Raw genomic sequence first — 17,921 nt, 5'->3', positions numbered from 1 at the left:
GGCGGACCGATCTCCCGGCGCAGCCGCACGGTGGGCCCCTCCACTCCACGCCGTCACCACAGGCCACGCCTCAGCGGATGTAGTCCGCGCCGGTGATGTCGATCGTGGCGCCCGTCGCATGGCGTGAACGGCCGGACGCCAGGAACACGATCATCTCGGCCACGTCCTGCGGCGGAGTGATCTCACCCAGTGGCAGGCCGGTACCGTCCGCTGCGCCTGCCTCGGCGAGGTCTGTCGCGACCCACCCGGGGGCCACGGAGTAGGCGAGGACACCGTCGGCCGCGAAGCCCCGGGCGATGCCCTTGGTCAGGGCCAGCAAGCCCGCCTTGGCGGCGCCGTAGGCCAGGTGTTCCGCGTCGTCCCCGCGGTGTGCGGAACGGCTGGACACGCCGACGACGATGCCCCCGCCGCGTTCACGGAAGTGCAGCACCGCGTTGCGGCTGAGGTCTGCCGGGGCGGTGAGATTGAGCGCCAGGTTGTCGGCCCACCCCTGGCGCCACCGCGCCGCGTCTTCGAGAGGCGATCCGAGCCAGGCTCCCGCGTTGTTGACAAGGACGTCGACACGGCCGCGCCAGGCCAGGGACTCCTGCCACAGGGTCTCCGTCCCGCCCGGGTCCCGAAGATCGGCGCGGACCAGGCGGCCGCGGTCTCCCAGCCGGTGCCGGAGGCTGAGGGCGGCCTGTTCACTGCCGGCCCAGTGCGCGACGACGTGGGCGCCCTCGCGGTGAGCGGCGAGGGCTGTCGCCCGGCCGATGCCGCGCGACGCACCGGTGACGAGGACCGTCTTTCCGGTGAGGAGCAGGCTGCCGGGGGAAGTTGTCTCGCTGCTCATGCGACTGCCTGCGCTCCGGTGATCTCGACGACGGATCCGCACATGTACGGCGCCTCGTCCGAGGCGAGGAACGCGACCAGCGCCGCGACCTCCTCCGGTGTCCCGACCCGGCCGAACGGCACCAGGGCGGCGAGGTCGGCGACGCTGCGTCCGGTCCGGGCGAGATGCGCCTCCACCATCGGTGTGCGGATCTCCCCCGGGCACACGGCGTTGACCCGGACGCCCTGGTGGGCGTGGTCCCGGGCCAGGCTGCGGGTGAAGGCCACGACGGCGGCCTTGGTCACGTTGTACGCGATGTGTCCCGGCGCCGGCTGCAGGCCCCACTGCGAGGCGGTGTTGACGATGGCTCCACCGCCGTGGGACGCCATGTGCGGCAGTGCCGCCCGGCACAGGTGGAACAGCGGGTGCACGTTGATGGCGAAGCTGGTCTCCCAGTCCTCTTCGGAGAGGGCCAGGAGGTCGCCGCGTCGGTTGACGCCGGCGTTGTTCACCAGCACGTCGAGGTGTCCGTGGCGGGCGATCACGTCGTCGACGGCCGTGACGCAGGCGCTCGCGTCCGCGAGGTCGAACCGCGAGACCTCGGCCGTCCCGCCCTGCGCGGTGATCTCCGCGGCGACTTCGGCCGCCGCGGCTCGGTCGACGTCGCAGACCACCACGGTGGCACCCTCGTGTGCCAGACGCCGGGCGATCGCGGATCCGATGCCGCCGCCCGCGCCGGTGACGACACAGACCTTCCCCCGGAAGCGGGAGGCGGTTGCGGAGTCGGTCATGACATTCCCCTTCAGGGGTTCAGTGGCTGGTGAAGATCGTGTCGTGCCAGCCCTTGTGCGAGGCGCCGGTGATGTCCGAGATGACGTGCTTGACGTTGGTGTACTCGTCGAAGGAGTAGGCGGACATGTCCTTGCCGAAGCCGGAGGTCTTGTAGCCGCCGTGCGGCATCTCGCTGATGATCGGGATGTGGTCGTTGATCCAGACGCAGCCCGCCTGGATCTCCCGGCTCGCGCGCCCGGCTCGGTAGACGTTGGTCGTCCAGGCGGACGCGGCGAGCCCGTACGGGGTGTCGTTGGCGAGGCGGAGCGCCTCGTCGTCGCCGTCGAAGGGCAGACAGACGAGGACCGGGCCGAAGATCTCCAGCTGCACGATGGCGGAGTCCTGTGCGGCGTCGGTGATGAGGGTGGGCTCGTAGTAGGCGGCCCGGCCGAGCGGTCCGTCGGGGATCTTCCCGCCGCGGACGACGGTGGCTCCGGTCCGGCGGGCGTCCTCGACCATGCCCGCGACCTTGTCGCGCCGGCGGAGGGAGATCAGGGAGCCCATGTCGGTGGCCGGGTCGTCGACCGGCCCCAGGCGCACCGCGTCCATCAGCTCGGCGACGCGGGCCACGAACGCCTCGTACAGCGGCCGTTGGACATACGCGCGCGTGGCCGCCGTACAGTCCTGGCCGGCGTTGATGAGAGCACCCGCCACCGCACCGCGCGCCGCGGCCTCCGGGTCGGCGTCGTCGAAGACGACGAAGGGAGCCTTGCCGCCGAGTTCGAGGTGGACGCGCTTGACCAACCCGGCCGCCTGCGCGGCGACTCGGCGGCCGACCGCCGTGGAACCGGTGAAGGAGACCATGGCGACGTCGGGGTGCGTGACCAGCGCCTGCCCGGCGACGGGCCCGGTGCCGGTGACGATGTTGACGACACCGTCGGGGATGCCCGCCTCCTGGGCCGCCTCCGCGAACATCACCGAGGTGAGCGGGGTGAGTTCGGACGGCTTGAGGACGATCGTGTTGCCCGCGGCGACGGCGGGCAGCACCTTCCACGCCGCCATCTGCAACGGGTAGTTCCAGGGGGCGATGGAGCCGACGACACCGACGGGTTCGCGGCGGATCGTGGAGGTGTGGTCGCCGGAGTACTCGCCGGAGGCGCGGCCCTCCAGGTTGCGGGCCGCACCGGCGAAGAACCGGACGTTGTCGATGGTGCCGGGAATGTCGAAGCCGCTGGTCAGCCTGATCGGCTTGCCGCCGATACGGCTCTCGACCTCGGCGAACTCCTCGGCGCGCGCCTGGAGTCGGTCCGCCCAGCGCAGCAGCGCCTCGGAACGGTCGGCGGGAGTGGTGCGCGACCAGTCCGCGAAGGCCTCGCGGGCGGCGGCGACCGCCTCTTCGACGTCCTCGACGCCGGCCAGGATGTCGGTCGCCAGGACCTCTCCGGTGGCCGGGTTGGTCACCGAGAACTCCTCGCCGGACGTGCCGGGGCGGCGCTTGCCCGCGATGAACTGCGTTCCGGTGGTCTCCATCAGCGCTCCTGTTCGGTGGCGCCCCACAGGTCGCCGAGGGTGTAGCCGTGCGGGAAGGGGTCGGTGTCGTCCAGGACGTACTGGTTGAAGCCGGTGATCCAGCCGCGTCCGCTGATCGTCGGCAGCACCGCCTCGTACGGCCCGACTCGGGTGGTGTCGAGCAGGGTGCCCGTGAAGGTGGTGCCGATGATCGACTCGTGGACGAAGGGGGTGTCCAGGGGGAGTTCGCCCCGGGCGTGCAGGGCGGCCATGCGGGCGCAGGTGCCGGTGCCGCACGGGGAGCGGTCCAGGGAGCCGGTCCAGGTGGCCGGGTCGGCCAGGTCCACCTCGCCGTTGGGCAGGACGACGGTGTTGCGGCCGGAGACGCCGGGTGTGGGCGAGGGGCCGTGGATCATCGTCAGGGCGATCTGGTCGATGCCGGGGTTGAGCGGATGGCTGACCGGGAACTGCTGCTGGGCCGCTGTGCGCAACACCGCCCCGGCGCGCGTGAGTTGCTTGGCCGAGGCCCGTTCCAGGGTGAGGCCGAGGTCGGCGGCGCGGGCCTGGACGAAGAACTGGCCGCCGAAGACGATGTCGACCGGGACACGGCCGTACTCGGGCAGGTCCAGTTCGTGGTCCAGGGCCACCGCGTAGGCCGGGACGTTGGCGAAGGTGACCCGGATGGCCCTGCCGCCGGACACCTCGGCGCGCACCCGGACGAGGCCGACCGCGGTGTCCACGGTGAGTTCCGTGACCGGTTCGCTCACCGGTACCGCGCCCGTCTCCACGAGTGCGGTGACCGCGCAGATGAGGTTGGAGCCGGACATGGGGCGGAAGCCGCCCTGTTCCAGTACCACCAGGCCGAAGTCGGCGGCCGGGTCGGCCGGGGGCAGCACCAGGGCGCCGCACAGGGCCGGGTAGCCGCGCGGCTCCTGGAGCAGCAGCCGGCGCAGGTCGTCGAGGTGCTTCTCGCAGTAGTCCAGCCGCTCGGCCATCGTGGCGCCCTTGACGTGCAGATGGCTGCCGATCAGGACGCGGCCGGGCTCGCCCTCGGCGTGGACGTCGACGGCGTGGACACGGCCGTAGGAAGGCATCAGGCGGCCACGCTTTCGTCCGCCACGGCGACCCCGGCGGCGATCAGCAGGCCGCGGAACTCCTCGACGTACTGCGGGGCCAGCGGCAGCACCGGCCGGCGGGTCGGGCCGGCGCCGACGCCGACCAGATCGAGGCCCGTCTTGATGCCGCACGCGTAGTTGTGGGACTCCAGGAACCGGCAGATCGGGAAGATCTTCGCCCACAGCGCGCGCCCGGCGATGAGGTCTCCGCGGACGGCGAGGGCGTCGTACAGCTCGGCGCACAGCCCGGGGATCACGCTGGCGGTACCCCATACTCCCGCCTGCGCTCCGCTCGCGAGCGCGGCGAAGGTGAGGGTGTCCCAGCCGTTGAGGGCGGTGATGTCCCGCGAATGCTCCTGCTGGACGGTGGAGAACCAGGTGAAGTCGCCGCCGGTGTCCTTGTAGGAGGTGATCGCGGTCTCCCGGGCCAGCTTCGCCAGTTCCTCGGGCGCGAGGCGGACGCCGGTGGCCGACGGGATGTTGTAGTACATGATCGGGATGTCGACGGCGTCGGAGACCGCGCCGAAGAAGCCCAGCAGTTCGTCGAAGGCGGGGGCGTCGTAGAACGGCGGCACGATCATCACGGCGGAGGCGCCCGCCTTCTCCGCGTGCACGCTCAGCTCCACGGTCTCCGCCGTGCTGAGCGCGCCCGTCCCGGCGACGACCGGGACACGTCCGGCGGCTGCCTCGACGTACAGCTCGGTGACCCGCTTGCGCTCGTCGAGGCTCAGCGTGGTGAACTCGCCGGTGCTGCCGCCGGGCACCAGGCCGTGGATGCCGCCGCCGATGATGTGCTCGGCCTGGCGCCGGATGCCGTCGGCGTCGACGGCGGAGCCGTCCGGGGTCAGCGGGGTGACGACGGCGGCGAGGATGCCGGTGAACTGGGGGGCGCTCATGAAGGGACTCCTGGGATCAGCATGAGGGAGAGGGGGGCGACGGGCACGCGGAGACCGGGGCCGGTCACCGGCGGGTGAAACGGCGCGGTGAGACGGCCTCGGCGACGGACGGAAGGCGGCGTGTGGTGATGGCCTCGGTGATGATCTCGGCGGTGGCCGGGGCGAGGGTGAGGCCGAGCATGCCGTGGCCCGAGGCGACGTAGACGTTGGGGAGGGGATCGAGGCGGCCGATGATCGGCAGGCCGTCCGGGGTCATCGGGCGCAGCCCGGCCCACGGACGGGCCTCTCCGGGCGGGTTGTCCCAGCCGGTGAGGGAGTCGGCCGCCGCCTGCTTGATGGCGGCGATGCGCCGGGGGTTGATGTTCTCCTCCAGGCCGCCGAACTCCATGGTGCCCGCCAGTCGCAGGAAGCCGTTCAGCGGGGTCACCGCGACACGGGCGTCCTCCAGCGTGAGGGGCGTGCGCAGCGGCACCGGGGAGGGCGAGTAGTCGACGCTGTAGCCCTTGCCCGGCCGGATCGGCAGGGGGACGCCGAGCTGGGCGGCCATGCGGGCGGTCCACACGCCGCCGGCCAGCAGCAGGGTGTCGCCCGTGTACTCGCCCTTGTCGGTGAGCACGCCGGTCACGGTGTCGCCCTGGCGCAGGAAGCGGCGTACGGGGGTGTGTTCGTGGATCTCCACGCCGAGTTCGGCGCACCGCTTGAGCAGGCCCCGGGTGAGGGAGTCGGGCTCGACCTGGCGGTCGTCCGGGAAGAACAGGCCGTGCTTGATACGGCTGTGCAGCACCGGTTCCCTGGCCTGGACGGCGTCTGCGTGCAGGTGTTCGGCGACCATGCCGAAGCTCTCGAAGATGTCGAGGGAGGCGAGCTGCTCCTCGTAGCGTTCCCGCGTCTCGAAGGCGAGCAGGACGCCCGCCTTGTGCATCTCGAAGGCGATGCCGTCCCGGGTCCAGTCGTCGAGGAGGTCCATGGTGCCCTCGGCGAGGCGCAGGGTCGTCTCCAGGCCCTGGCGGAAGTCCCGGGCGGTGCAGTGCCGGGCCATGGTCAGCATGAACTTCACGAAGGCGGGGTTGAGCGAGGGTCTGACGTAGAGCGGGCTGTCCGGTTTCAGCATCCACTTCAGGGACTGCAGGATCACGCCCGGCGCCGGTACGGGGCCGCTCTCGGCCAGGGCGATCTTGGCCGCGTTGCCGTGTGAGGCGGCGGAGCCCGCGCTCCGGGCGTCGAGAACGGTCACCTGGCAGCCGCTCTTGGCCAGCCGGTAGGCGGCTGCCAGGCCGACGGCGCCGGCTCCCACAACGATGGTCCGCATGGGGTCGTGTACCTCCTCACAGGGCGCCTGCGGCGCCTCTCGAACAGCGGGCCGGCCATGGCCCTGTCGTCAATGTCCCGGCTGCCGCAGCGCGGTCGGACCGCCGGCTCCCAGGGCGTCCCGCCACGAAGCCGTTCCGGAACGGGTCTGCCGGATCGGGGACCAGCTGATCGAAGGAGGACCGAGGCGGGCGGAGATGCCCGTGCCGCGGGGGGAGCGGTCGGAGGCGGCGCCGTGCGAGCCCGGCCGGCTTCACCCGCCGCACCTTGCCGTCGGCGCACTCGGTCATGGGCGGCATGCCGGTCTCCAGGAGCACCGTGGCGACGCACATGGCGCCGGAGCCGGACATCACGGGGTACTCCGTCGACTCCAGGATGATGTGTCCCATGTCGGCCTGCGCGTCGCGGGACGGCAGTACGGCGACGACTGCCTTGCCGGACTTGCCCTCCGCATGCGTGTCCACGACGTTCAGGGCGCGGCTGAACCCCATGGGCCCCCCTTTCGAGATCGCTGATTGTCAAACAATCGGCGGTTCGGCCGACGCTAGACCGCGCCGCCCGGCGCGGTCAATGCCCGGAAGTCAATGAGTCGACCGGCCCGGCGCGGTCGCGGACCCATTTCGCGGTCCGTTCGTGCGGGCCGAGCGCCGTGGCGCCCGACGCCGGAAGCGGCTTCCGGGTCGCCCCTTACGTGCAGGTCAAGGCCCCGTTCGCGCCGTGGATGCCCGCCGTCGCGGGCTGGGGGGGGGCGACTGATCGCCGCAGCGGAACATCACGATTTCGGCTATTGACACGGCGGGGCCGCGTTCCTGGCCTTCCGGCATCCTGCTGCGTGTCTGACAATCTGCGGCGGTCCTGCGGGAGCGTTACGCCTCCAGCGGCATCGCCTGCAGCGGCGCCTTCCACGTCACCCGAGCCGTCCGCTCACCCACCGCCGAACGCGACGCCGCGCACCCGGGACCGACTGGATCCCCCCGCCGCACCCAGCACCACTCGGCCTCTAGCACTGGAGCACCAGCCCATGGCAGGGCATCGCCTGCGGCATCGTCACCCACGACATGGCCTTCGCGTCCAAAGCCGCCGACCGCATCTGCTTCTTCGAGGACGCCCTGATCAAGGAGGACGCGCCACCGGACCGGGCCTTCAACGATCCGCAGACACCAGGACTTCAGGCATTCATCGACGCCGTCCGCTTCTGAACGGCCCCCGCGGCCGGCCTGGAACGGCGACCCCGCCCACCGCACCGGCCGGTCATGCCTCCGCTGCGCCGGTACGGGCGGGGCCGCGCGCGGTGGCGGGCCCCGTCCCTTCCTCCCCCGGGGCCTGCCACCACCTCCTCCCGGATACCCTCCCGGAAGGTCCGTCTCCTACCGAAAAGGTCACCGACATGCCCCGACTCACCGAGCTGGCACGGAAACTGGCCTCCGGGCCCAACTTCGCGACACTCGCCACGATCGGCAAGGACGGCCTGCCCCAGCAGACCACGGTCTGGGTGAAGGCCGCCGGTGACGGGATCGCCTTCTCCACCGTCGAGGGCCGTGTGAAACACCTCAACCTGCTGCGCGACCCCCGCGCCAGCATCCTGATCACCGACCGCGACAACCCCTACGTCTACGCCGTGGTCCGCGGACCGGTCACCCTCACCCGGGACGGCGGGCCGGAGTTGATCGACGAGCTCTCCCACAAGTACGAGGGCCGGCCCTGGCAGGAGACCGCGACGACGCCCAGAGTGGTGGTCACCGTCAGTGCCGAGCGCGTCACCGAGTACGGCGCCTGATCACCCGCAGGGCGGCCGGTCCGCTCTTCCGGACCCGGACTCCCACCCGGACCCGGACCACACGGATGTCATGGCGGTGGCTAGGATGTGGTCTGACAATCTGCGGAGGACCCATGAGTGACCACGCCCCCCCATCAGCCATCGGGCCCCGGCCGGTCAACAACCAGACCCGCCGCGACGCCGTGGTGAACGAGTTGCGGCGGGCCATCCTGGCCGGAGAACTCGGACCGGGGCAACGGCTTCGGGAGGTCCAGATCGCCCAGCAGATGGGGGTCAGCCGTCCCACCCTGCGCGAGGCCATCTACCAGCTGACCCACGAAGGACTCCTCGAACAGCAGCCCTACCGCGGGGTCGTCGTCACCGACATCGACGAGAAGTTCATCACCGACGTGGCCGCGGTCCGGGTCGCCCTGGAAAAACTGGCCGCCCGGGCCCTGGCCGACGATTCGGACGGCTCCCGGAAGGAGATGCTCCGCCGCAGCTGGGAGGAGTACCGGGCGGCCCATGCCGCCCAGGACCCGGACCGCCTCCACCAGGCCCACGTCAACCTGCACTGGACGGTGTGGACCGCCTCCGAGAACACCATGCTCGAACGCCTGTGGCCGACCGTGGAAGCCCAGATAAACATCGCCATCTCGGTCGACGAGAGCACCCGTTCGGATCCCGACCGCGCCCTGCACGTCCATGAGCGGCTCATCCAGGCGATCCTCGACGGCGACCCGGCCACCATCGATGCCGAGGTGGAAAGCCACACCATGGCGAGCGCCGGCGAACTCATCGAGATGCTCGCCGAACGGAAGAAGAACGCCCACGGCCCTGTCGCCTGAGAGGGCAGCCGCCCCGGCCCTCCCGGCGCCGGGCCGTCCCCGCCGCCGCGATCCGGCCGCACCCCGCCTCTCGCCCCCCGAGTCCGGGGCCGACGGAGCGTCAGGCGAGGGTCAGGTCAAGCAGGACCTTCGAGGCGACGGTCCGGTCGTGGGCGAGGTCGAAGGCGGCGCGGGCCTCGGCGAGCGGGAAGACGTGCGTCACGATCGGGTCGACGGGCAGGCCCTGGAGCAGCAGGCCGATCGCCTCGTCGAACTCGGCGTCGAAGCGGAAGGCGCCGCGGACCTCCAGTTCGCGGGTGACGGCGATGTTGCCCAGCAGGGGCACCTCGCCGGGTGGCAGCAGGCCGAGGAGTACGACGGTGCCCCCACGGCGAACCCGTTCGACACAGGTTCGCAGCCCCGCGGGCGCTCCGGACGCCTCGACGGCGATGTCGAAGGGGTCCGTCCACGCGCCACCCTCAGGATCGCCCGCCAGGAGCGTGGCGGTGGCCCCGGACGCGGCGGCGATACGCAGGGGGGTGTCGAGGAGGTCGCTCACGACGATCTCGGCGGCGCCCCGGTGCCGCAGTACGGCGGTGACCAGGCAGCCGATCGGTCCCGCCCCGGTGACCAGGACCCGCTTGCCCTTCACGTCGCCGGCCCGGTGCACGGCGTGCAGGGCCACCGACAGGGGCTCGGCCAGGACGGCACGGCGCAGGTCGAGCTCCGGCGGCAACGGGCGGATCTGTGCCGCGGGCACGGTGACGACCTGGGCGAAACCGCCCTGGACGTGGGGCGTGCGGGCGGCGCTGCCCAGGTAGCGGGTGTCGGCGCAGATGTTGCGGCGGCCGGCCACGCAGTCGGGACAGCGGTCGCACGGGGTGGCGGGGTGGACCGCCACCGGGGTTCCCACGGCCGGTCCCTCGGTGCCGGCTCCCAGGGCGGCGACATGCCCCACGACCTCGTGTCCGAGCACCAGCGGTTCCCGGACGGTGAAGTCGCCGACCCGGCCGTGGCGGTAGTAGTGCAGGTCCGATCCGCAGATTCCGCCGAGCGCGACGGCGACGGTGACCTGGCCGGGGCCGGGCCGGACGGGGGAGCGGTGCTCGACCCGGAGGTCGCCTGCCGTGTGGACGACGCAGGCTTGCATGGTGGGGGTTCCTTCCGTTGCGGAGTCCGTCACAGGACGGAGAGCATGCCGCCGTCGACGTAGAGCATCTGGCCGTTGACGAAGTCGGACGCGGGAGAGGCCAGGAAGAGCAGGGCGCCCACGAGGTCCTCGACGGCGCCCCAGCGGCCGGCCGGGGTGCGTCCGCGTACCCAGGAGCTGAATTCCTCGTCGGCCACCAGGGCCGAGGTGAGTTCGGTGTCGAAGTAGCCGGGTCCGATGCCGTTGACCTGGATGCCCAGCGGGCCGAGGTCGGCGCACATGCCCTTGGTGAGCATCTTCAGGCCGCCCTTCGTGGCGGAGTAGGCGGCGATACCCGGCCGGACCGCTTCGCTCTGCAGCGAGCAGATGTTGACGATCTTGCCGTGGCCGCGGGGCGCCATGCGCCGGGCGGCCTCGCGTCCCACGAGGAAGGCACCGGTGAGGTTGGTGTCGAGGAGGCGGTGCCAGTCGGCGTCGCTGAACTCCAGGATCGGGCTGCGGTGTTGGACTCCCGTGTTGTTCACCAGGATGCCGACCGGTCCGGTCTCCTCCTCGATCCGGGCGATCGCGGCGGCGACGGCCGCCGAGTCCGTCACGTCGAAGGCGGCCGTCCGTACCCGGTCCCCGAAGGAGGCCGTGAGTTCGGCTGCGGCCGTTCGCAGGGCGGTGGTGTCGCGTCCGTTGAGGACGACCGTGCAGCCGGCCTCCAGGAGGCCCTTGGCCAGTGCCTTGCCGATGCCCCTGCTGGAGCCGGTGACCAGGGCAGTCTTTCCGGTGACGTCGAACAGCGGGTGGCTCATGCGCGGACTCCGGCGGCTTCGGCCGGGGCGCCGGGCACCGCCGGGCTGCCGGGCAGGGGGGTGCGGGCGGGGCGGTCGGCGAGGACGTCGAGGATGTTGTCGACCGCCAGGTCGACCATGGCGGCTCGGGTGGCCTCGGTGGCCGATCCGATGTGGGGCAGCGTGACCACGTGGGGCTCGGCGACCAGCGGCGACAACTCCGTTCCCATCGGCTCGCGTTCGAAGACGTCGAGGCCGGCGGAGTGCAGTCGTCCCGTCCGGACGGCGTGCAGCAGGGCCGCCTCGTCGACGACACCGCCGCGGGCGGTGCTGACCAGGGTGGCCGTGGGTTTCATCGCGGCCAGTTCGCGGGTGGAGATCAGGTGCCGCGTCTCCTCGGTGAGCGGCACGTGCAGGGACACGATGTCGGACTCTGCCAGCAGCGTGCCCAGACCCACCGACGTCGACAGGTCGTCGTCGGGCGCGTAGGGGTCGTGGTGGAGCACGCGCATGCCGAACCCGTGGGCCCGGCGGGCCACCGCCCGGCCGATCTGGCCGTAGCCGATCAGGCCGAGGGTGGCTCCGTGGATGTCCAGGCCGAGGTGGTCGCGCATCCGGAACAGGTCCCAGGAGCCCGACGCGAGGCTCGCCCCGGCGGCGCCGATCCGGCGGCGGGCGGCGAGGATCAGGGCGAAGGCGAGGTCGGCGGTGGTCTCCGCGAGCACTGCGGGGGTGTGGGTGACGACGATGCCGCGCTCGGCGGCGGCGGCCCGGTCGACGTTGTCGAAGCCCATGCTCGCCAGCGACACGACCCGCAGCGAGGGGCCCGCCGCGTCCATCAGCGCGCCGTCCACCGGATCGTTGCCCAGCGCCAGAATGCCGCTCACCCCGGAGGCGAGCGCGGCGAGGTCGGCGGGGCCGGGCTTCCCGGTCCCGGGCCAGACCGCCACCTCCGCCGCCCCGGACAGGCGGTCCGGGCCGCGGCCGGGGAGGTCTTCACGGGTGATGAGGACACGCTTTTTCATCTATGTCTCCAGTGACGAGCCGTGCATTGCCGACCGGCGGCGGGGCCGAAATGAGCTGGTGACGGAAAAAGCTAGCCGGGGCGGTCACCGGAAACAAATAACGGATTCGTGTGACGCTATTGGCGATTCTTATCCTCGCCCGGAGAACCGTCAAAGGTGGTGATCAGTTCGAGGAACAGATCGTGCACTGCCAGGGCGGGTTCCGAGAGGGGCTGGTTGTCGGCCGTCACCACGGACAGCTTGACCTGGATGACCGGGTCCACGATGCGGCGCACGGAAAGGGAGCGGACGTCGAGGATGGCGCGCGCCGCCGACCAGGGCAGGACCGTGGCACCGAGGTCCGCGTCGACGGCGTTGACGAGCGTCAGCGCGGACTCGACCTCGCCCACCACGTTCGGCCGGAGCGACGCCTGCTGGAACGCGGCGTCCACCACCTGCCGGATCGTGTGTATACGGCTGGGGAGCAGCAGCGGCACGCTGCGGAGTTCCTCCAGACCCACCTCTCCCTGCCCCGGCGGGGCCGTCGCGCCCGACGCGCCGATCAGGAACAGGTCCTCCGTGCGGACGGGCTCGAACTGCACGCCCCGCAGCGGACCGGCCCCGTAGATGAACGCCATGTCCATCCGTCCGGTCATGATGGCCTCGCTGATCACGCCGCCGAAGTTCTCGTTGATGTGCAGCAGGATCTCCGGGTAGCGCTCGCGCACGCTCTTCAGGAGCGGCAGCGCGAGGGCGGCGCCCAGGCTGTACGGCGCGAGGCCCACCGACACGCTGCCGGCGGGAGCCCGGCCGGAGACCGCCACGGCGGCGTGCGCGAGGTCCACCTGCCGGAGGATCAGCTGAGCATGGCGGTACAGGGCCCGGCCCGCCTCGGTGGGGGCGACCCCGCGCTTGCTGCGGATCAGCAGCTGCTGCCCGAACTGCGCCTCCAGCGCGGACAGCTGCTGGCTGAGCGCGGGCTGCGCGATGTGCAGGATGTCGGCCGCGCGGGTGATGCTCCCCGCATCAATGATCTTGATGAACGAGTACAGACGTCTGGTGTCCATGCGGGGCCTTTCGCGCGGAAACGGAGCCTCATCGTAGGGAGGGGCCACCCCGGAGCACAGCCCCGTCGGGCCTCGGGTGTGAGGTGGGTCATAACCGTTCGGTATAACGCCAGACCGAACGCATATTGGTGGTCTTGCGGGCATGGGATTAAGTTGAGCGGAACATTCGGCCCGGGATGTTTTCCGGGATATCGCCAATGCCCTTCGGTATTTCCTTCCTCCTGTCGTCCCGCCTCATATTCCCCCCGGAGGACGTCATGATCCCCATGGTTGATCTCGTCGCCGATCTCGGCGAGGGATTCGGCGCCTACACGATGGGCGACGACGACGCCCTCCTGGAGCTGCTGACGTCCGCCAATGTCGCCTGCGGGTTCCACGCGGGTGATCCGCGCATCATGGACGCCACCGTCCGGACCTGCGTGGAGAAGCGGGTGGCCGTGGGTGCCCACCCGAGCTTCCCGGATCTGGCCGGCTTCGGCCGCCGCGCGATGGACCTCACGCCGGAGGAGGTCCGCACGGACGTGCTGTACCAGATCGGTGCCCTCCAGGCGTTCGCCGTCGCGCACGGCACCCGGGTGCGGCACGTCGCCCCGCACGGGCGCCTGGGCAACCTGGTCGCCGTACGCGCCGACTACGCCCGTGCCGTCGTGGACGCCGTCGCCGCCCTGGACGAGTCGCTGATCGTTCTCGCGCAGGACGGTGAGCTCGCCGACGCCGCCCGGGCCCGCGGACTGCGCGTCGGCATCGTCGGCATCGCCGACCGCGCGTACCGCGACGACGGGACACTCGTCCCCCGTTCCGAGCCCGGAGCGGTGATCCACGACCCGGACGAGGTGGCCCGGCGGACGCTGCGCATGGTCACCGAGGGGGTCATCCGCAGCGTCGAAGGCAAGGACGTCCCGGTCGCCTGCGACACCGTCCTGCTGCACGGAGACAGCCCCGGAGCGATCGCGCTGGCCGGCCGCATCCGTGCGCAACTCCTCGCCGCCGGTGTCGGGATCACCTCGCTCGGCGAAGTGCTGAGCGAAAAGGGCGTCTGACATGAACGGCAACCTCACGATCACGGACTGCGGGGACTCCGCCCTGGCCGTCAAGGCCGTCGGCCTGGACGCCGAGGACGCCTGGCGGCTCGTACACGCCCTGGCCGACGCCCTCGACGCCGTCCGGCCCACCGGAGTCCATGACGTGGTGCCCACCTATGACGCCCTGCTCGTGGAGTTCGAGTGCACCCGCACCGACCACGACACCGTCAGGCGGGTCGTCTCGCACGAGGCCGCCCGCCTCGGACCGGCGCCCGCACTGACGGCACCTCCGCGACGCTTCGTCGTCCCCGTCGTCTACGGCGGCGAGCACGGACCCGATCTGCCCGAAGTCGCCCGGCAACTCGGCCTGACCGAGAGCGAGGTCATCGCCCTCCACTCCGGGACCGACCTCACCGTACGCTGCCTCGGCGCGCCCGCCGGGGCGCCGATGACGGACGGTCCGCCCTTCCCGGGGCCGGTACCGCGGCTGGCGTCGCCCCGCACCGGCGTCGAGGCCGGTTCGGTCGCCGTCGCCGGCCGGCAGGCGGTCATCTGCCCCCTGCCCTCGCCGGGCGGCTGGCCGCTCCTCGGACGCACCCCCGTGCGCGTCCTCGACCCGCACCGCGACCCGATCACCGCCTACCGGCCCGGGGACACCTTCCGTTTCGTGCCCATCGCACCCGACGAGTGGGACGAGCACGCCGGCACACCCCTGGCGGCGTGCCATGGCTGACACCCTCACGATCCGCACCGCGGGCATCGTCACCGTGCAGGACCTCGGCCGGGTCGGCCGCTCCCGCTACGGTCTGCCCGCGGGCGGAGCCGCCGACCAGCACTCCGCGCGCGTCGCCAACGTCCTGTGCGGCAACGACGACCGCTCCCCGCTGCTGGAGATCACGGCGCTCGACTTCGCGTGCGTCCCCTCCGGCGACATCCTCATCGCCGTGACCGGCGCCCCCGCCGACGTGACCGTCGAAGGTGTCGTCCGCCCGCAGTGGGAACCGGTCCCCGTGCGGGCCGGCGAGACCGTCCGCGTCACCGGCATCCGGCGGGGGCTGCGCGTCTACCTGGCCGTGCTCGGCTCGTTCGAAGCGGACTACCTTCAGGGCAGCTGTGCTCCCGACACCATCCTCGGCTTCGGCCCCGCCCTGCGTGGCGGCGACACACTCGTGCTGCGCACGGTCTGCCCGCCCGTCGATCATCCCTTCTCACGGATCCCGCTGTTCCGTCTGAACGCCCCCCTCCTCCCGTTCCCCGCCACCTGGACCATCGACGTCACCGACGGCCCCGACCGGGCCGAGTTCGGCGACACCGGAAGCCGGCTGTTCGACGCCCCTTTCACCGTCAGCCCGCGGAGCAACCACATCGGCCTGCGACTGCAGGGCGAGGTGCCCCGCCGGGTCACGCAGGGGGAGGTCCTCTCCCGGGGCGTTCCCATCGGCGCCGTCGAAGTGCCGGCCGGGGACGAACTCCTCGTGCTGCACCGCGGCCGCGGCGTCACGGCCGGCTACCCCGTCCTCGCCGTCGTCACCGCCACCGGTCTGTCCGCCCTGGGGCAGGTGCGCCCCGGGCAGACCATCCGCTTCCGCCACCGCACCCTCGACCAGGCGGTCACCGCCCACCGCGCCCAGCGCGGCGCCGTGGACGCACTGCGCGCCCGGGTCCGCACGGTCTTCGACGCCCTGAAGATCCCCGTCCCCGCGGACAGCTGAACCCCCGTCCCCATCCGCCCTCCCCATCCGCCCGCACGGAGTCGAACACCCCATCCCACACCCGCTCCAGGACAGGAGACGCCATGACCACCATGGCCGCTCAGCCGGTACCCAACACCGTCGACCCCGCAGCAGCCAGAAAGGTCACCCTGGCCGGCTGTGTCGGCATCTTCGCCGAGCTCTACGACAACGGCATCTTCGGCTTCATGGCCGGTACGCTCGCCGCCGTCTTCTTCCCCGGCTCCGACAACGCCATCCAGCTCGTCTTCCTCGGCTACGCCGTCTCCTTCTTCTTCCGCCCCCTCGGCGGCATCATCTGCGGTCACCTCGGCGACCGCATCGGACGCCAACGGATGCTGGTCTTCGTCATCCTGCTCATCAGCGTCGCCACCGCCGCCATCGGCGTCCTGCCGGCCTACGCGAGCATCGGCGTCGCCGCGCCCGCCCTGCTGATCCTGCTGCGCGTCGCCCAGGGCTTCTCCGTCGGCGGCGAGGCGTCCGGCGCGATGAGCTTCCTCGCCGAGCACGCCCCGGAGGGAAAACGCGGCGTCTACACCAGCTACGCCCAGATCGCCTCGTTCCTCTCGCTGCTCACCGGCACCCTGATCGCCGCCGCCATGACGAGCGGCCTGGGCAGCGAGCGCATGGAGTCCTGGGGCTGGCGCATCCCGTTCCTGCTCGCCGTCCCGCTCGGCGTCACCGGCATCTACATCCGCAAGCGCATCAGCGACACCCCCAACTTCACGCGCCTGCGGGAAGAAGGCGGCCTGGCCAAGAACCCCCTCAAGGAGGCGTTCGCCTCCGCCGAGCACCGCCGCGCCATGCTGCTGGCCCTGTTCATCCCCCTGATGAACGGCTCCGGTTACTACGTCCTGTTCAGCTACATGCCCACCTTCATGAGCAGCGAGCTGGACTTCACGAAGGTCCAGGGTCTCCTGGTCACCGCCTCCAGCCTGGTCGCGATCTGTTTCGCCATCCCCTGCATGGGACGCCTGTCCGACCGGGTCGGACGCAAGAAGGTCATCGCCTCAGCCGCGGTCGCCATGGCCGTCGTCGGCATCCCCTGCTACCTCCTGATCGGCACCGGGAACGTCGCCCTCGCCGTCGTCGGCGCCTGCGTCATGGCCGTCGTGTTCGCCGGGCACACCGGCGTCATCCACATCCTGCTCGTCGAGCTCTTCCCCACCCGGGTGCGCTACTCCGCCTACGGCCTCGGCTACAACGTGTCCTCCGCGCTCTTCGGCGGCACCGCCCCGCTGCTGATGACCTACCTCATCGACCGCACCGGCAACGTCGACATGCCGGCCTTCTACGCCGTCGTCACCGCCCTCGGCACGCTCATCGCCGTCTCGCGGGTGACGGACCGGGCCCACCTGCCCCTGCGCGACGCCTGACGGACCCACGCACCCGCACACCCGCACACCCCCACACCAAGGAGCACACCAGCATGCCCATCTCCGACTACAGGACGGCCCTCGTCACCGGAGCGTCGACCGGCATCGGAGCCGTGGTCGTCGAGCGGCTCGCCAAGCGCGGCGTCGAGGTGCACGCGGTGGCGCGCAACGCCGAACGGCTCGACGCCCTCGCCCGCGACACCGGATGCGTCCCGCACGCCGTCGACATCACCGACACCGAGGCGCTCACCGCCGAACTGGACGGCCTGGAGATCGACGTCCTCGTCAACAACGCGGGTGTCTCGCGCACCGGCAACATCCTGACCGCCGACGAGTTCGCCGTCGACGAGCAGATCGCCGTCAACATCCAGGCCGTCCTGCACCTGGTCCGGCTGCTCATGCCCGGCATGGTCGAGCGCGACCTCGGCCACATCGTCAACATCAGCTCCATCGCCGGCGTCTACAACTTCGGCGGCAACACCATCTACCACGCAACCAAGGCAGCCGTGCACACCCTCTCCCGCCAGCTGCGGGTCGACGGCTACGGAAGCCGGGTCCGCGTCACCGAGATCTGCCCGGGGCGCGTGGAGACGGAGATCTTCGGCCGCCTGCTCGGAGACATGGAGGAGGCCCGGCGGCGGTTCTACGACGGCTACGAGTCCCTCAAGCCCGAGGACATCGCCGACTCCATCGAGTTCGCCGTCGACTCGCCCCGGCACGTCAACATCGGCCACATCGAGATCCTGCCCACCTTCCAGGTCCCCGGCGGCCTCAACTTCGAGCGCCGCGAGGGCTGAGCC

The 17,921-nt window shown here is 71.5% G+C and carries 19 protein-coding genes; 8 read left to right on the top strand and 11 right to left on the bottom strand.

Translation table 11 applies throughout. From position 1 onward, the window contains the following. Positions 1-70: 70 nt before the first annotated feature. The 7 genes from ABT057_RS07595 to ABT057_RS07565 all read right to left on the bottom strand — a co-directional run bounded on the left by ABT057_RS07595 (position 71) and on the right by ABT057_RS07565 (position 6,901). Positions 71-832, bottom strand: a complete 762-nt coding sequence (locus ABT057_RS07595; RefSeq protein ID WP_352341536.1) for an SDR family NAD(P)-dependent oxidoreductase — start codon at positions 830-832, stop codon at positions 71-73. Continuing rightward, positions 829-1,602 (bottom strand): SDR family NAD(P)-dependent oxidoreductase, encoded by a 774-nt coding sequence (locus ABT057_RS07590; protein ID WP_352341535.1) that lies wholly within the window; start codon positions 1,600-1,602, stop codon positions 829-831. The genes ABT057_RS07595 and ABT057_RS07590 overlap by 4 nt, the downstream gene beginning before the upstream one ends. 19 nt (positions 1,603-1,621) lie before the next feature. Further along, positions 1,622-3,112 carry a gamma-aminobutyraldehyde dehydrogenase gene (locus tag ABT057_RS07585; protein WP_352341534.1) on the bottom strand — a complete coding sequence of 497 codons (1,491 nt, stop codon included), beginning with the start codon at positions 3,110-3,112 and terminating at the stop codon, positions 1,622-1,624. Next, on the bottom strand, positions 3,112-4,185 hold the full coding sequence (locus ABT057_RS07580) for a proline racemase family protein (RefSeq protein WP_352341533.1): 1,074 nt from the start codon (positions 4,183-4,185) through the stop codon (positions 3,112-3,114). Before ABT057_RS07580 ends, ABT057_RS07585 begins: the two co-directional genes overlap by 1 nt. Further along, a complete protein-coding gene (locus ABT057_RS07575) occupies positions 4,185-5,102 on the bottom strand; it encodes a dihydrodipicolinate synthase family protein (protein ID WP_352341532.1) in 918 nt (305 codons plus the stop codon). The genes ABT057_RS07580 and ABT057_RS07575 overlap by 1 nt, the downstream gene beginning before the upstream one ends. Positions 5,103-5,166: 64 nt before the next feature. Beyond that, entirely contained in the window at positions 5,167-6,411 is a 1,245-nt protein-coding gene (locus ABT057_RS07570; RefSeq protein WP_352341531.1) for an NAD(P)/FAD-dependent oxidoreductase, read from the bottom strand. 16 nt (positions 6,412-6,427) lie between these two features. Further along, positions 6,428-6,901: a proline racemase family protein gene (locus ABT057_RS07565; RefSeq protein WP_352341530.1), complete on the bottom strand. Its 474-nt coding sequence runs from the start codon at positions 6,899-6,901 to the stop codon at positions 6,428-6,430. Between the two features lie 567 nt (positions 6,902-7,468). On the opposite strand from ABT057_RS07565, the gene ABT057_RS07560 reads away from it, so the two are divergent. The 3 genes from ABT057_RS07560 (at position 7,469) to ABT057_RS07550 (ending at position 9,014) form a co-directional block, all read left to right on the top strand. After that, positions 7,469-7,609, top strand: coding sequence for a hypothetical protein (locus ABT057_RS07560; protein WP_352341529.1), 141 nt, complete (start codon positions 7,469-7,471; stop codon positions 7,607-7,609). A 188-nt stretch (positions 7,610-7,797) separates the two neighbouring features. Beyond that, entirely contained in the window at positions 7,798-8,187 is a 390-nt protein-coding gene (locus tag ABT057_RS07555) for a PPOX class F420-dependent oxidoreductase (RefSeq protein ID WP_352341528.1), read from the top strand. 113 nt (positions 8,188-8,300) lie between these two features. Next, entirely contained in the window at positions 8,301-9,014 is a 714-nt protein-coding gene (locus ABT057_RS07550) for a GntR family transcriptional regulator (RefSeq protein ID WP_352341527.1), read from the top strand. 100 nt (positions 9,015-9,114) lie between these two features. On the opposite strand, the gene ABT057_RS07545 is transcribed toward ABT057_RS07550, so the two are convergent. The 4 genes from ABT057_RS07545 to nac all read right to left on the bottom strand — a co-directional run bounded on the left by ABT057_RS07545 (position 9,115) and on the right by nac (position 12,993). Then, on the bottom strand, positions 9,115-10,143 hold the full coding sequence (locus tag ABT057_RS07545) for an L-idonate 5-dehydrogenase (protein ID WP_352341526.1): 1,029 nt from the start codon (positions 10,141-10,143) through the stop codon (positions 9,115-9,117). A 29-nt stretch (positions 10,144-10,172) separates the two neighbouring features. Next, complete coding sequence (locus ABT057_RS07540) at positions 10,173-10,943, bottom strand: SDR family oxidoreductase (protein ID WP_352341525.1); 771 nt, start codon at positions 10,941-10,943, stop codon at positions 10,173-10,175. Next, entirely contained in the window at positions 10,940-11,947 is a 1,008-nt protein-coding gene (locus tag ABT057_RS07535) for a 2-hydroxyacid dehydrogenase (protein ID WP_352341524.1), read from the bottom strand. Before ABT057_RS07535 ends, ABT057_RS07540 begins: the two co-directional genes overlap by 4 nt. Before the next feature lie 116 nt (positions 11,948-12,063). Continuing rightward, positions 12,064-12,993 (bottom strand): nitrogen assimilation transcriptional regulator NAC, encoded by a 930-nt coding sequence (gene nac / locus ABT057_RS07530; RefSeq protein WP_352341523.1) that lies wholly within the window; start codon positions 12,991-12,993, stop codon positions 12,064-12,066. 257 nt (positions 12,994-13,250) lie between these two features. On the opposite strand from nac, the gene ABT057_RS07525 reads away from it, so the two are divergent. From ABT057_RS07525 to ABT057_RS07505, 5 genes are all read left to right on the top strand, one after another. Further along, a complete protein-coding gene (locus tag ABT057_RS07525; RefSeq protein WP_352341522.1) occupies positions 13,251-14,033 on the top strand; it encodes a LamB/YcsF family protein in 783 nt (260 codons plus the stop codon). Between the two features lies 1 nt (position 14,034). Continuing rightward, positions 14,035-14,748, top strand: coding sequence for a 5-oxoprolinase subunit B family protein (locus ABT057_RS07520; protein ID WP_352341521.1), 714 nt, complete (start codon positions 14,035-14,037; stop codon positions 14,746-14,748). Then, positions 14,741-15,727 (top strand): 5-oxoprolinase subunit C family protein, encoded by a 987-nt coding sequence (locus ABT057_RS07515; RefSeq protein WP_352341520.1) that lies wholly within the window; start codon positions 14,741-14,743, stop codon positions 15,725-15,727. The genes ABT057_RS07520 and ABT057_RS07515 overlap by 8 nt, the downstream gene beginning before the upstream one ends. A gap of 83 nt (positions 15,728-15,810) precedes the next feature. Beyond that, positions 15,811-17,121, top strand: coding sequence for an MFS transporter (locus ABT057_RS07510; protein WP_352341519.1), 1,311 nt, complete (start codon positions 15,811-15,813; stop codon positions 17,119-17,121). A gap of 53 nt (positions 17,122-17,174) precedes the next feature. Continuing rightward, positions 17,175-17,918 (top strand): SDR family oxidoreductase, encoded by a 744-nt coding sequence (locus ABT057_RS07505; RefSeq protein ID WP_352341518.1) that lies wholly within the window; start codon positions 17,175-17,177, stop codon positions 17,916-17,918. Positions 17,919-17,921 lie beyond the last annotated feature (3 nt).

The organism is Streptomyces sp. NPDC002588 (genome assembly GCF_040295925.1).
Taxonomy (GTDB): domain Bacteria; phylum Actinomycetota; class Actinomycetes; order Streptomycetales; family Streptomycetaceae; genus Streptomyces.
The sequence above is the reverse complement of the archived record's forward strand: the minus strand, read 5'-3'. Positions and strand labels throughout refer to the sequence as shown.